The sequence below is a fragment of the Paenibacillus sp. FSL K6-1330 genome, assembly GCF_037976825.1.
GTDB lineage: Bacteria > Bacillota > Bacilli > Paenibacillales > Paenibacillaceae > Paenibacillus_AQ.
This window is the reverse complement of record NZ_CP150269.1, coordinates 2,984,150-2,998,833: the sequence shown is the minus strand read 5'-3', so window position 1 is coordinate 2,998,833 and position 14,684 is coordinate 2,984,150. Positions and strand designations below refer to the sequence as shown.

The window sequence follows — 14,684 nt, the reverse complement described above, 5'->3', positions numbered from 1 at the left end:
GGCCGAATATATAATGACTCGAAAAACGTCGTTTGGATTAACGGGCAATGATGTGGATCGGATGACCCATAACCAATTCCGCAGCTTCCATTACGATTTCGCCAAGCGTCGGATGTGCATGGATCGTCAAGGCTACATCTTCAAGCGTAGCACCCATTTCAATCGCAAGACCGAGCTCTGCAATCAGGTTGGAAGCTTCCAGACCTACGATTTGCGCTCCAAGAATAAGTCCTGTTCCTTCTTCAGCCACGATCTTCACGAAGCCTTCAGGATGGTTCAAGGATACGGAACGTCCGTTACCAGCGTAAGGGAATTTGCCAGCTTTCACTTTATGGCCTTTTTCCTTCGCTTGAGCTTCGGTGTAACCTACGCTGGAGCATTCTGGATCTGTAAACACAACCGCTGGAATACACTTGTAATCCACAACGGAAGGCATTCCGGAAATGGCCTCAGCAGCCACTTTACCTTCATAGGAAGCTTTGTGTGCAAGCGCCAGACCAGACACGATATCCCCGATTGCGAAGATATGAGGAATGCTTGTGCGTCCTTGATGGTCAACTTTCACGAATCCGCGCTCATCCATATCGAGGCCGATCAGGTCCAGACCGAGCTCTCCGTCCGTGTTGGGACGACGGCCAACTGTAACCAGCAGGTAATCTGCTGTTACTTCTTTGGTTTCGCCATTCACGGAGTATTTCACGGTAACTTCTTTATCGTTTTGCTCAGCACTTTCAGCTTTAGCACCTGTGATAATTTCGATACCGGTTTTCTTCATGTTTTTCGTAACGAGGCTTGTCATGTCTTTGTCAAAGCCAGCCAGAACGCTGTCCAGACCTTCGATGATTGTTACTTTCGAACCGAATTTGGAGTACATTTGACCAAGCTCGGCACCGATGTAGCCGCCACCGATTACGATCATGCTCTTCGGTACTTCAGGCAGGTTCAATGCTTCGGTAGAAGACAAGATGCGTCCGCCAAACGGGAATGGCTTCAGTTCGATTGGACGGGAACCTGTAGCAATGATGCAGTTCTTGAAGCGGTAACGCGGAGATTCATGATCATTGAATACACGCGCTTCGTTTTCGTTGATGAACATGCACTCGCCGTTGAAAACTTCCACTTTGTTGCCTTTCAGCAAACCGGCTACGCCGCCAGTCATTTTTTTGACAACGCCGTTTTTGAATTCCTGTGTTTTCGCGAAATCAACCGTTACGTTCTCCACGGAAATACCGAATGCATCGGCATGCTTAGCGGATTCGAACTGATGAGCTGCAGCGATCAAAGCCTTGGAAGGAATACAACCACGGTTCAAGCAAACACCGCCGAGTTCCGATTTATCAACGATCAGAACCTTTTGACCCAGTTGGGCGGCACGAATCGCCGCCACATAACCACCAGGACCAGCACCAATGACTAGAGTATCAATATCTAAAGAAGCATCTCCAACTACCATTAGTTACACCTCCATAACAAGCAGCTCAGGGTTAGCGAGCAGTTGTTTAATATAGTTCATAAAGTTTTGAGCCGTTGCGCCGTCGATGATACGGTGGTCAAAGCTCAAGGACAATGCCATAACAGGTGCTGCTACAATCTCGCCGTTTTTCACAACCGCTTTTTCGCTGATGCGGCCAGTACCGAGAATAGCAACTTCTGGGAAGTTAATGATTGGTGTAAAGAACATACCGCCTGCGGATCCGATGTTTGTGATGGAAATTGTGCTGCCCTTCATTTCGTTAGGAGACAGTTTACCTTCACGGCCGCGAGCAGCCAGGTCACGGATGCTGTCAGCGATCATCCAGATGCTCTTACGATCCGCATCTTTGATAACCGGTACGATCAGACCGTTGTCTGTATCTGTAGCGATACCGATGTTGTAGTATTTTTTGTACACGATTTCGTTCGCTTCTTCGTCGATCATCGCATTCAAAGCAGGGAATTGACGGCTAGCCGCAACGAGTGCTTTAACGATGAATGGCAGATACGTAACTTTCGTGCCTTTCTTCTCCGCGATCGGTTTCATGCGAGTACGGAACGCTACCAGCTCGGTTACGTCAACTTCATCCATGATCGTAACGTGAGGAGCTGTGTAAGCCGATTTAACCATGGCGTTCGAGATCGCTTTACGAATACCTTTGAATGGTACGCGCTCTTCTTCTGCACGAGTATCCACCGCTGCGGATGCTGCTGCAGGAGCTGCTTTCGTTTCGGAAGCCGCTTCTTGCGCTGGAGCTGCTGCTTGGCCTCCACCGTTTTTGAAGGCTTCAACATCTTCGCGAGTCACTTTACCGTTGTTGCCGGAGCCTTGCACTTGTGCAATGTCTACGCCTTGCTCACGAGCGAATTTACGCACGCTAGGTGTAGCCAGAACTTCACGGTTAGGTGCTGCTGGCGCTGCTGCTTCACCGTTTCCGCCTTGTTTAGCGTCAGCCGGAGCATTTTGAGCCGGTGAAGAAGTTGTATCTGCACTGCCTTTCGCTGCGTCAGCTTCTTGCGCCGACTGCTCTTCAGCAGGAGCTTCTTGCTCAGGAATGTCGCCTTCAGCATCGATGATAGCTACCACTTCACCGACACGGCACACTTGACCATCCTTGGCAAACACTTCTTGAACCGTACCGTTCACGGGACAAGGAACTTCTACGACTGCCTTGTCGTTCTGTACTTCCATGATGATGTCGTCGTCTGTTACTTTGTCGCCTGGCTTGATATGCATTTTGATGATTTCACCTTCATGCAGACCTTCACCCAGCTCTGGAAAACGATATTCAAATTTTGCCAACTGAAAAACCTCCCTAGATATTGCTGCTATTAGAAATTCAATACTTTATTGACGGCATCCACGATACGTGCTGGAGTAGGCAACCATGTGTCCTCGATTTGCGCGAATGGATACACCGTGTCCGGCGGAGTCACGCGAAGCACTGGAGCTTCCAAGTGCAGAATCGCTTTCTCGTTGATTTGAGCGATAACTTCTGCAGCTACGCCTGCCGATTTTTGTGCTTCTTGAACCACGATGGCACGGTTGGTTTTCTTAACCGAAGCAAGCACAGTATCGATGTCGATTGGAGAAATGGTGCGCAAGTCGATGATTTCCGCTTTGATTCCGTTCTTCTCAAGTTCGTCCGCCGCTTTCGTTGCGGTATGAACCATCAGGCCGTAAGCGATGATCGTAACGTCTGTTCCTTCGCGAACCACGTTAGCTTTACCAAGCTCAATGGTGTAGTCGCCTTCAGGAACTTCAGCGCGGAACGCATGATACAGGTTCAAGTGCTCCATGAAGAACACAGGGTCATTATCGCGAATCGCTGCGATCATGAGTCCTTTTGCATCATAAGGATTGGAAGGTACTACAACTTTAATACCCGGGGTTTGTGTAATCAAACCTTCGAGTGCATCCGTATGCAGCTCAGCTGCTTTAACCCCGCCGCCGAATGGCGTACGGAATACGATTGGGGAGTTGTAACGTCCACCGGAACGGTAACGCATACGCGCTGCTTGAACGACGATTTGATCAAGCGCCTCAAAGATAAATCCAACGAATTGAATTTCAGCGATCGGACGAAAGCCTTGAATACCGAGACCTACTGCCAAACCGCCAATAGCGGACTCAGCCAGCGGCGTATCGAATACGCGCTCTTCCCCGAATTCTTTTTGAAGGCCTTCCGTTACCCGGAAAACACCGCCGACATTACCTACGTCTTCACCGAAGATGACAACGTTAGGGTCACGGCTCAATTCAACGCGCATGGCGTCGCGAATCGCTTCTTTCATGTTCATTTGTGCCATTGCTTCATTTCCTCCTTAAGAAATACAGTTCACTAAAATTCCAGTGTTATGCCTTGCGGCTATATATCGATGTCAAAACGTAATTTAAAACAGACCTGATGCATACAGCCATGACAAACCGGATGATTATCCAGGATCAACCTTCGACAATCATCGGCCCGTCATTTTTATTGAAAATCGGCTTTCTGCTCTTCCAGATGCTTCGGTGTTTGTTCGAACATGCTGTCGATCAAACCAGGTACCGTCATTTTTTCCGTTTGTTCTGCTTTTTTAATTTGCTCGTTGACTTTCGCTTTCGCTTCTTCTCTCACGCGAGCTGTATCTTCCTCTGTCCAGAGGCCTTTTGCTTCCAGGTACTTCGCAAGACGTGCGATCGGATCCTTCTCGTTCCACTCGCCCTCTTCTTCCTTCGTACGATATTTCGTAGCGTCGTCAGACAGGGAATGCGGACGGAAACGGTATGTCACAGCTTCGATAAGCGTTGCGCCTTCGCCATTGCGGCCGCGTTCTGCAGCATCACGAACGGCCTTGATCACAGCGAGAACATCCATGCCGTCAACTTTAACACCCTTGATACCAGCTGCTACAGCTTTATGTGCGATAGACAATGCTGCAGTCTGCTTGGAGAATGGAGTCGTGATTGCATAGCCGTTGTTTTGCACGAAGAAGATAACTGGCAATTTGTACACGCCTGCATAGTTCAAGCCTTCGTAGAAGTCGCCTTCGGAAGAACCACCGTCACCGGTATACGTAATAGCAACTTGTTTTTGCTTCTTCAATTTGTAACCCATAGCGATACCCATAGCATGCAAGATTTGCGCGCCAATGATGATCTGAGGCATCAATACGTTAACACCCTCCGGAATTTGTCCGCCATGCTGATGTCCGCGGGAGTAGAGGAATGCTTGATAAAGTGGAAGTCCATGCCATACGATTTGCGGCATATCACGGTAGCCCGGGCAGACAAAGTCGTCTTTCTCAAGCGCGAATTCGCTACCTACCATTGTTGCTTCTTGACCGGATACAGGAGCATAGAAACCGAGACGTCCTTGACGGCCGAGATTTACGGCGCGGTCGTCCCAAGTACGGGTAAATACCATACGGTACATAATTTCTTTCAGTTGATCATCTGACAATTCAGGCAAAAGATCTTTGTTTACGATTTTGCCATCCGGGGAAAGTACAGATAGAGTATCGACTTCCTCGGTATATACTTCATAAGGAACCTTGGTCATTTTTTTCACCTCAATAAATATTTGAATATCAAGTTCCGCTGTTATAGAATTATTATACACCTGTTTCACTCCATTCGTCAAAGAAATACGAGATAAAATTTCATATTTCTTAACGTTTGTATGTATAACAGATAATAGAAAATACTATAACAGTATGACAAACATCATAGAACAGCAGCCAACTTAGACATGTCAGGGTAATTTTAACTTATTGTTTACCGCATTTCAAAAACTAACCCGAAAAAGGTGACGAATGATGACGAATGAACGTTTATTGAAGCGAACCATTGTAAAAGAAGTGATTGAAAGCAAGTTTCTGCATGAGAATCGAACGCTGCGCATTTACCTTCCTCCCGGATACAATGAAATTCTCAGCTATCCTGTCGTTTACTGTCAGGATGGAGAGGAATTTTTCAATTTTGGTCGCATCGCGACTTGGGCCAACCAGCTCATACTCGAAGAAGGCGTGGAGCCGTTCATCATTGTAGGCGTGGAAGTGAACACCAAAGTTCGCACCGAGGAGTATGCGCCATTCGGCAACCGTTTCGATGCTTACCTATCCTGCTTCGCCGAAGAGATTATTCCCTTCGTTGAACAAAAATATCCTGTTCGCAAAGAGCCTGCCGAAAGAGTACTCGCCGGCGACTCCCTTGGCGGAAGCGTCTCCGTGCATCTGGCCTTGCGTTACCCGCATCTCTTTACCCGAATCATCAGCTTGTCCGGCGCCTTCTATGAGAAGTCTCAGAACATGATTAAGGAAGAACAGGATTTATCCTGGCTCGACATCTATATGATTGTAGGCTTGCAAGAAGACAACTACGCAACCGATACAGGTGTCTATAACTTCGTTGAACTGAATCGTTCAACAAAGGCATTACTGGAAGAACGGGGTGCCACCCTATCCTATCTTGAAAAAGACGGCCGTCACCTTTGGGGATTCTGGCAAAAAGAGCTCCCTGCTGCTCTTATGTACTTCCTTGATTAATCGATAGATTGGCAAAATCCATTGGCTATATAAATGACCTGTTACAGCAAAATTCATTGCCTGTCCCACCCGGGACTTCACATGTTACGCTTTAAAGCAGTTAGCAAAAAAGAATACCTTTGAAGCAATAGTTATCACAAGTTATGCCACTCCTGTTGCTTCACTTCAAAAAAAGATGAACAACCGCGCATTTTTTATGGAATGTGCATTGTTCATCTTTTATGTTCGGCAGCCCGTTCTTCTTGGTATCGCTTTCAATGATTTTCGTCAAAAAAGCGGTGGACTCACCGCTTGTTCGAATCGATTATAGCTTTTCTTTCATGATTTTGTCCAGTAAGATGTCACACCCCGCATCAATAAGCCGGTACACCTCATCAAAATTCCCAGTGAAATACGGATCCGGCACTTCGCGCAGCTTTTCATCGGGCAGCAAATCCATAAACTTCAGAATCGCAGCCTGTTCGCCGCCCGCTAACTTGCGCATATTTGCCACATTAGAATCATCCATGCCGATGACGTAATCGAACTTGACGAGGTCCTCGCTTACCACTTTGCGAGCAACCATTCCTTCGTAGCTGATTTGCCAGCTGTCCAGCAGCTTTCGGGTTCCTTCATGGGGAACATTCCCGATATGCCAATCTCCTGTGCCGGCAGAATCCACGCTGATCTTTTCCTGCAGCCCACGCTGTACAATTTTATGTCGCAGCACCGCTTCCGCCATTGGCGAGCGGCAGATATTGCCCAAACATACAAACAAGACGGATACCATGGTCCTCTCTCCTTCACGCTATAATAAATCGTCATTTTACGAGAAATCTAACTTAATGAGTATTGTTGCCTACCTTCCATTAACCCGAACTGACTTTCTTTCCATTGGCTGCCGCAGGATGACCCTCGTGCAGCGACCTTCTGGGCAATCTCCATTTATAAAGCACGGACAGCATCCGGAATACGATCACCACAACAAACAAAGCCAGCAGTTCCCATGTCTTGGTGGCGACACCAAGGCCGATGGCGACTCCTGCTATCATGGCCCAGACCGCATAGATCTCATCACGCAGCACCAGCGGTTTCCGCCCTGCCAATAAATCGCGGACCATTCCCCCGCCGCTTCCGGTAAGCACAGCAGCCACAATCACCGCGCTCATGGGGTGATTCATTTGTGTAGCATATAAAGCCCCTTGAATCGCAAAGGCAGATAATCCGATCGCATCGAACAGTGCCTCCGTTTTCTTCCAGTGCTGAATCAAACCGAGCGGCAGCACAAACGCTACAAACACCGAAATCATCGCGAGCATGATTAAATCCCCCTGGCTCCACAGGGTGGTAACCGGCACGCCGATCAATACGTTTCTTATAATACCCCCGCCGAAGGCTGTGACTAAACCCAGAACCACAACCCCCAGAATATCGTATTCCTCTTCCATAGCTACAAAAGCTCCGGACATGGCAAACGCAATGGTGCCAATAATACTGAATACGTCAAACAGATGCATGTCCAAAATTCAGTTCCCCCGCTCCCCCGTCAATTTACATACTACATTGTAGCCGTGCCTATTAAAATTGTGCAAGCATGAAAACTGCTCTATACTAGAATACAATGACAATTCTCTCGAAAAAGGAGGAATTTATATAATGAGCCATACTCGCGTCCTGATCTTTACAGGTGGGGAGTTGTCACCACGTTTCCTGGATGAGGTTCAAAACGGGGACTTCATTATAGGGGCTGATCGCGGAGCCCTCTACCTGATTGAACATGGGATTAAGCCGCACCTGTCCGTTGGAGATTTTGACTCCATTCCGCCCGGCCAAATGGATCGAGTACGATCTATGAGCGGTAAGGTAATCGACTGTGATCCGATCGATAAAAATTTGACCGACACCGAGCTTGCCTTCGAAATGGCACTGGAGCATTCCCCCGAATCCATCCTGATTCTAGGGGCTACGGGAACGCGCCTGGATCACACGCTGGCTAATATCCATATGCTGATTCGTGGACTCCAACATCATATTCCGTGTTCTATATTAGATGAGAACAATTTTATTACCCTGACGGGCTCCAGCTGCATAGTTGAGAACAAAGGGTTTACATATGTCTCCCTACTGCCGCTGACTACGGAAGTTACCGGGATCAATCTCGAAGGATTTGAGTACCCGCTTCACGATGCCACATTGCGATTAGGGCAGTCTCTCGGAGTTAGCAATAAGCTGGCCGAGGACAAAGGGACGGTCCGGATCGAAGGCGGCCTGCTCCTTATTATTCAGAGTAAAGACCACTAATCATTACTATTTTGTCATCTTTGATGCAGCAATGTTAACAATCGAAATCATTGTCAAAAACCCTTGTATATCAAGGGTTTTTTCACATTTTCAAGTCATCGTTTGCATCTAATTCTTAATATTTTGTAACTTTTAATGATATTTTAATAATTCGCTTTCATTTCATGTGGCCCAAGGGTTTGCGCCGATTATCCAAAATATAGTCGGTTTCAAATCTGATATACTCGGTTCATCGCAAAAAACAAAAACTGCTTGGAGGTAATAACAACATGAATCGACAGCATTGGATTAAGAAGGCCGTAGTCATCAGCTTGAGCGCAACTTTGGGTGTAGGAGCAGTTCTTACAGTTGCACCACCGGCTCCTGTAGAAGCAGCATCGGTAAGCAAAGGATCTCAAGTGGTTAACTTTGGTAAACAATATATGGGTACACCTTATAAATTCGGAGCATCCACGTCCACCACAAGAGTGTTTGACTGCTCTTCCTTTATGAAGCATATCTTTAAAAAATACGGCGTGAACCTGCCGCGTACATCCGCTGCCCAATCCAAAGTGGGTAAGGCTGTATCAAAATCGAACCTGAGAGCCGGCGATTTGATATTCTTCTCGAGCGGAAGCCGCGCAAATGGTAGAAACGTAACACACGTTGCCGTTTATATGGGCAACAACAAAATTCTGCACACTTACGGCAAGCCTGGCGTAACAATCTCCAGCCTGTCAGGCAACTGGAGCAAGACTTACCTGAAAGCCCGCCGCGTGCTGTAGTTCAATACTCCACTTGTTACTAACGAATGAAATCAAAGACCGTCTTCCACTCACGGAAGGCGGTCTTTTTTGCTTGCAGCATTGATTTCTTCCTGCGATACCAGTTTATATCCGGTTCCCCGAATCGTACGCAGCAGCTTTTGTTTGCGCCCTCTATCGATTTTCTCTCTTAGATGAAGAATATAGACATCCACCACGTTGGTACCCGTATGAAAATCGTAATCCCACACCTGTTTTAAAATATCCTCACGGGTGCATACTTGTCCCTGCCTTCTAGCCAAAAACAGCAGCAGATCATATTCGCGATGAGTCAGCTCGATGGCTTCTTCTTCCCGGGATACATTCCGGCTCAGAGGATCGATCACCAGATCTCCGATTCGGATGACTTCCTCCTGCTCCATGCGACCTGTCTGAAAAAGTTTCAGCAAATTGGCAATCCGCGCCAACAGCTCCCTTGTATCTCTGTCATCAGGGATATAGTCATGGGCACCTGCCTCCAATGCCTGAATGGCTTCATCAGAACCGTCATTTCCGATGACGATGATCGGGGTCTGTTCCTTTTTGCCCGTCAGCCGTTCCACGAGATTAAAATGGTTCATACCCGGCAGTCTGCTGTCGATGAGCAGCAAGTCTGCGCCTGAGCGCTGTAAAATGGCGACCACTTCCGAATAACTCATGGCATGCCTAACCTCATAGCCCGCTTGTTTTAAAATCTCCATAACGGTCTGTGCCCGATCTTGATTGTCTGCCGCGATCAGAATTACTTTCTCCACGGGTTCCCCCCCGCTTTCAACACTTAATAATGTAAGTATGGCTGATTCATCCTGCTTTCACTCCAAAAGATGCTGGGATCACATACGATTTCCGTAGAAATACATCTTATCTCTGCAGCGGCGCTATTTTTATAATGGGATATAAGATTAGGAAAGGGGGATATCTTCACCGATTAGCTCATGTTTAATGGGAAAGTATGTGAACACTTTGGAGGAGGAAATTAACATGCGCAACAAACTCGTGGTATGGCCACTTGTCATGGCTATGCTGATATCTATCGTATGCACGGCCGCAGGGCCGCCCGCACCGGTTTCAGCCGCAGGCGAAACAAACCTCTCGCTCGGCAAAGCCGTAACAGCAAGTGGTCAATCCCAAACCTACGAGCCGGCTAACGTTAACGATGGAAATCAAGGTTCGTACTGGGAAAGCACCAATCATGCCTTTCCGCAGTGGATTCAAGTCGATCTCGGTGATGACACCAGCATCAACCGGATCGTCCTTAAACTACCTGCCACTTGGGAATCACGGACACAAACGTTAATGGTACAAGGCAGCTCGAACGGTTCAACATTCTCAAATATCGTGGATTCGGCCGATTATGAATTCAACCCGTCTACAGCAGGAAACTCGGTGACTATCCGTTTTGACGAAGCGAGCACGCGATTTGTTCGCCTGACCGTAACGAGTAACACGACTTGGCCGGCAGCGCAGCTGTCTGAGTTTGAAATTTATGGACCATCGGTCTCCCCGCCAACACCTCCTACGGGTAACAATATCGCGAGCGGCAAGCCGATTACCGCCTCCTCAAGCACCTTCACGTATGCAGCAACCCATGCTAACGACAATGACATCCAAACCTACTGGGAAGGCGGAAGCAACCCAAGCTCCTTGACGCTCGACTTGGGAACCGATCACGATATCACCTCCATCGTGCTGAAGCTGAATCCGTCTCCAGCGTGGAGTACGCGCACCCAAACCATACAAGTGCTCGGGCATGACCAGAGCTCAACAAATTTTAGTGATTTGGTATCGGCTCAGTCTTATACATTCAATCCCGCGTCCGGCAACTTCGTAATAATTCCGGTAGCGGCGACCGTGAAACGTCTACAATTGAACATAACGTCCAATTCCGGTGCACCGGCAGGGCAGATTGCCGAATTCGAAGTTTACGGCACACCCGCACAGAATCCGGACCTGACCATTACGGATATGTCCTTGACTCCAGTTTCCCCGAATGAAAACGATAACATTACACTGAGTGCTACAGTTAAAAACATTGGGGACTTGGAAGCTGGGGCAACGACGGTCAATTTTTACTTAAATGGTTCCAAAGCAGGCTCCTCCCCGGTAGGGCCGCTAGCGGCAGGAGCTTCCACCACGGTAACGCTCCAAGCCGGAACCAAGGCGGCTGGATCCTATTCCGTCAGCGCCAAGGTCGATGAAGATGATGAAATCGTGGAACAAAATAATGAAAATAACAGCTATTCGCATCCATCCCCTCTGGTTATTGATGCGCTCGCAAGTTCTGATTTGATAGGAACGGTACAATGGACACCCGCCACTCCTGTCGCAGGGAATGCAGTATCCTTTACCGTTAATCTTAAGAACCAGGGCAACAAAGCCACGGCAAGCGGATCCCACGCGATTTCCGTCGCTCTGAAGAATCCGGCCGGTTCAACGATTCAAACTTTCACCGGAAGTTATGATGGCGTGCTTGCTGCAGGTTCCTCCGCCGCTGTCCATATTCCGGGCACATGGACAGCGGAAAATGGCAGCTACACGTTAACAACATCCATAGCACCGGATGTAAACGAACTACCCGTTAAACGGGAGAACAACGTCAGCCAGGCCAATCTCACGGTATATTCCTCCCGCGGCGCCAGCATGCCATATACCCGTTACGATACGGATGATGCATTACGCGGTGGCGGGGCTCTGCTAAAGTCGGCACCGACTTTCGATCAAGCGCTCACAGCATCAGAAGCATCCGGCCAACGTTATGTAGCGCTACCTTCCAACGGGTCCAATCTCGAATGGACGGTTCGGCCAGGTGAAGGCGGGGCTGGCATAACTATGCGCTATACGATGCCGGACTCATCCGACGGCATGGGATTGACTGGCTCACTCGACGTTTATGTGAATGGCACGAAGAAAAAGACCATTCCATTGACCTCCTACTACAACTGGCAATACTTCTCCAGCGATCATCCTGCAGATGCGCCTGGTGGGGGACGCCCTCTCTTCCGGTTTGATGAAGTACACTGGAAGATGGATACGCCGCTTCAGCCGGGAGACAAAATTCGTATTCAGAAGTCCAGTGCCGATAACCTGGAATATGGCGTTGATTTTATCGAAATCGAGCCGGTCCCTGCGGCAATCGCCCGTCCGGCAAATTCGGTATCCGTAACGGATTTCGGTGCAACCCCGAACGACGGCCAAGATGACCTATCAGCGTTTGAAGCTGCTGTGCAGGCTGCCGCTTCAACCGGCAAGACCTTATACATTCCCGAAGGGACATTCCATCTGGGCAACATGTGGAAGATCGGTTCGGTTGGGAATATGATTGATGACATCAAGATTATGGGCGCAGGCATCTGGCATACAAATATTCAATTTACCAATTCAAATGCCGCTTCTGGCGGGATCTCGCTTCGGATCACGGGCCAGCTTGATTTCAGCCATATCTACCTCAACTCAAATCTGCGGTCACGTTATAATCAAAATGCAATCTACAAGGGATTTATGGATAACTTCGGCACCAACTCCAAAATTCACAATGTGTGGGTCGAGCACTTTGAGTGTGGATTCTGGGTAGGCGATTATGCACATACCCCAGCCATTATTGCGGAGGGTCTGATCATTGAAAACAGCCGAATCCGCAATAATCTCGCGGACGGGGTCAATTTTGCCCAAGGAACCAGCCATTCAACTGTCCGCAATAGCAGCATTCGAAATAACGGAGACGATGGTCTCGCCGTATGGACGAGTAACGTGAATGGCGCACCTGCGGGCGTTAACAACACCTTCTCCTACAACACCATCGAAAATAATTGGCGCGCAGCAGCCATCGCATTCTTTGGGGGAAGCGGACATAAGGCTACTCACAACCTGATTATTGATACCGTAGGCGGTTCCGGTATTCGAATGAATACCGTGTTCCCGGGATACCATTTCCAGAACAATACCGGCATTCTGTTCTCCGATACAACGATCATTGGGAGTGGAACCAGTAAAGACCTGTATGATGGGGAGCGCGGCGCAATTGATCTGGAAGCATCGAATGATGCAATCCGCAATGTCACGTTTACCAACATCGATATCCTGAACACCCAGCGCAGTGCCGTTCAGCTTGGTTATGGCGGCGGTTTTCAGAACATCGTATTTAACAACATCCATATTGACGGTACGGGGCTAGACGGGATCACATCCTCAAGATTCTCGAATCCTCATCCAGGTGCGGCGATTTACACCTATACGGGCAATGGGTCGGCAACATTTAACAATCTGACAACAGAAAATATCGCTCATCCTGATCTGTATTTCATTCAGAACGGCTTTAATTTAATTTTGAATTAAGGATTGGGGATCAACATGAAAAGGAGTGGGCCTGCGAGGCCCACTCCTTTTGTGCGTTTACGATTATTGATGAAACGTTTTTGCTCTTGTCCTTGTAATTACCCACCAACGTATTGATTGTACAGCGACCTGGCCTTGGCGATATCCGATGTGCCATGCACCAGGGTTCTGCCGTCCCGGAATATAACCAAACGATGTGGATTCACCTGATAGATGATCATATACGGCGTTACGGTTGCTTTTCCATGATGAAGCCTGTTCAATCGATCGGCCATTTCATCCAGCTGAAGCTGCAGCGGTCTGGCTGGCCTAATCTGTACCGTATCCCTGCCGCACAACACCTCGCTTTTATCCGCGTGTTCAGCCGTCAAGTAAGGATATTTCGGATGCTCCCCGCATGTGGGGCAGTCCGATTTTTTCGCTCGGTCCACGCCAAACTCCACCCGTTCATTACGCCATAAATCGAACGACAGCATCTTTTTTCTAAGAGCATGTCGGTGTCCTGACAAAAGCTTCATCGCTTCCATCGTTTGATGGGCAACGACCACCTGTACCGCTTGCGGAAGAATTCCGTTAATGTCGCAGGTGTCACCACCCAAGGGAATCGTTCCAAGCAGACAGTTCAAGCATGGCGTCTCTCCCGGCAAGAATGTGTAACTCATGCCTGAACTTCCCACGCAGCCTCCGTAAATCCACGGGATTCCATGCTTAAAACCGATGTCGTTCAGGATCAGCCGGGTCCCGAAATTATCGGTAGCATCCATCATCAAATCAACGCCTTGACAGAGTACCGACAGTTCCTGGGCACGTACATCCATAACGATACCATCTACGATACCATCCGAATTAATTTCGGATAACCTTTTAGCCGCTGCTACGGCCTTCGGTAATCGATCGATCGCATCCTGTTCGGTAAACAGCTGCTGACGCTGCAGATTGCTCCATTCCACGTAATCCCGATCCACGATCGTTACATGCCCGACACCTGCGCGAACCAAAGTTTCAGCTATAGCGCTTCCCAGCGCCCCAGCACCAAGAACGAGCACGTGACTGTCCCGGAGGCGGAGCTGGCCCTCTTTTCCAAATGGCGTAAAGCGCTCTTGCCTAGAATACCGATCCTCTCGTTCCCTTTTCATTGTTACATCACGGTCCGGGGACCCCGAGGCTGCCACGAAGAGAGACTGTGTACGATTTACTTCCTCCCTGTTATCGCTTAAATCAGACATGAATTTTCCTCCGATCAATATCTGCAAATCTTCTAACAAAAGATGACGTTCACGAAGTTTT

General features: G+C 48.4%; 12 protein-coding genes. 4 read left to right on the top strand and 8 right to left on the bottom strand.

The genetic code is table 11. The features are described from left to right. Positions 1 to 37: 37 nt before the first annotated feature. The 4 genes from lpdA to pdhA all read right to left on the bottom strand — a co-directional run bounded on the left by lpdA (position 38) and on the right by pdhA (position 5,018). Positions 38 to 1,453 (bottom strand): dihydrolipoyl dehydrogenase, encoded by a 1,416-nt coding sequence (gene lpdA, locus NYE54_RS13660; RefSeq protein WP_009589200.1) that lies wholly within the window; start codon positions 1,451 to 1,453, stop codon positions 38 to 40. 3 nt (positions 1,454 to 1,456) lie between these two features. Further along, a complete protein-coding gene (locus NYE54_RS13655) occupies positions 1,457 to 2,776 on the bottom strand; it encodes a dihydrolipoamide acetyltransferase family protein (protein WP_076321176.1) in 1,320 nt (439 codons plus the stop codon). A 29-nt stretch (positions 2,777 to 2,805) separates the two neighbouring features. Continuing rightward, positions 2,806 to 3,783, bottom strand: a complete 978-nt coding sequence (locus NYE54_RS13650) for an alpha-ketoacid dehydrogenase subunit beta (protein ID WP_076321175.1) — start codon at positions 3,781 to 3,783, stop codon at positions 2,806 to 2,808. A 167-nt stretch (positions 3,784 to 3,950) separates the two neighbouring features. After that, positions 3,951 to 5,018, bottom strand: a complete 1,068-nt coding sequence (pdhA, locus tag NYE54_RS13645; protein ID WP_076321344.1) for a pyruvate dehydrogenase (acetyl-transferring) E1 component subunit alpha — start codon at positions 5,016 to 5,018, stop codon at positions 3,951 to 3,953. Positions 5,019 to 5,274: 256 nt separating this feature from the next. On the opposite strand from pdhA, the gene NYE54_RS13640 reads away from it, so the two are divergent. Further along, positions 5,275 to 6,003 (top strand): alpha/beta hydrolase-fold protein, encoded by a 729-nt coding sequence (locus NYE54_RS13640; RefSeq protein ID WP_339272416.1) that lies wholly within the window; start codon positions 5,275 to 5,277, stop codon positions 6,001 to 6,003. A gap of 304 nt (positions 6,004 to 6,307) precedes the next feature. Here NYE54_RS13640 and NYE54_RS13635 read toward each other — a convergent pair whose 3' ends face one another. Together NYE54_RS13635 and NYE54_RS13630 are read right to left on the bottom strand one after the other, a co-directional pair. Beyond that, positions 6,308 to 6,772 carry a low molecular weight protein-tyrosine-phosphatase gene (locus NYE54_RS13635; protein WP_339272414.1) on the bottom strand — a complete coding sequence of 155 codons (465 nt, stop codon included), beginning with the start codon at positions 6,770 to 6,772 and terminating at the stop codon, positions 6,308 to 6,310. A gap of 79 nt (positions 6,773 to 6,851) precedes the next feature. Continuing rightward, on the bottom strand, positions 6,852 to 7,499 hold the full coding sequence (locus NYE54_RS13630) for a trimeric intracellular cation channel family protein (RefSeq protein ID WP_076321343.1): 648 nt from the start codon (positions 7,497 to 7,499) through the stop codon (positions 6,852 to 6,854). A 139-nt stretch (positions 7,500 to 7,638) separates the two neighbouring features. Here NYE54_RS13630 and NYE54_RS13625 point away from each other — a divergent pair, with 139 nt between their 5' ends. Together NYE54_RS13625 and NYE54_RS13620 are read left to right on the top strand one after the other, a co-directional pair. Continuing rightward, on the top strand, positions 7,639 to 8,283 hold the full coding sequence (locus NYE54_RS13625) for a thiamine diphosphokinase (RefSeq protein WP_215154976.1): 645 nt from the start codon (positions 7,639 to 7,641) through the stop codon (positions 8,281 to 8,283). A gap of 269 nt (positions 8,284 to 8,552) precedes the next feature. Continuing rightward, positions 8,553 to 9,047, top strand: coding sequence for a C40 family peptidase (locus NYE54_RS13620; RefSeq protein WP_339272410.1), 495 nt, complete (start codon positions 8,553 to 8,555; stop codon positions 9,045 to 9,047). Between the two features lie 50 nt (positions 9,048 to 9,097). Here NYE54_RS13620 and NYE54_RS13615 read toward each other — a convergent pair whose 3' ends face one another. Next, the gene (locus NYE54_RS13615) at positions 9,098 to 9,820 is read right to left on the bottom strand and encodes a response regulator transcription factor (RefSeq protein WP_339272408.1); all 723 of its coding nucleotides are present in this window, start codon (positions 9,818 to 9,820) and stop codon (positions 9,098 to 9,100) included. A 226-nt stretch (positions 9,821 to 10,046) separates the two neighbouring features. Between NYE54_RS13615 and NYE54_RS13610 the strand changes: the two genes are divergently transcribed. Continuing rightward, a complete protein-coding gene (locus NYE54_RS13610) occupies positions 10,047 to 13,397 on the top strand; it encodes a discoidin domain-containing protein (RefSeq protein ID WP_339272406.1) in 3,351 nt (1,116 codons plus the stop codon). A 98-nt stretch (positions 13,398 to 13,495) separates the two neighbouring features. Here NYE54_RS13610 and NYE54_RS13605 read toward each other — a convergent pair whose 3' ends face one another. Continuing rightward, complete coding sequence (locus tag NYE54_RS13605) at positions 13,496 to 14,533, bottom strand: ThiF family adenylyltransferase (RefSeq protein ID WP_339273492.1); 1,038 nt, start codon at positions 14,531 to 14,533, stop codon at positions 13,496 to 13,498. Positions 14,534 to 14,684: the final 151 nt, after the last annotated feature.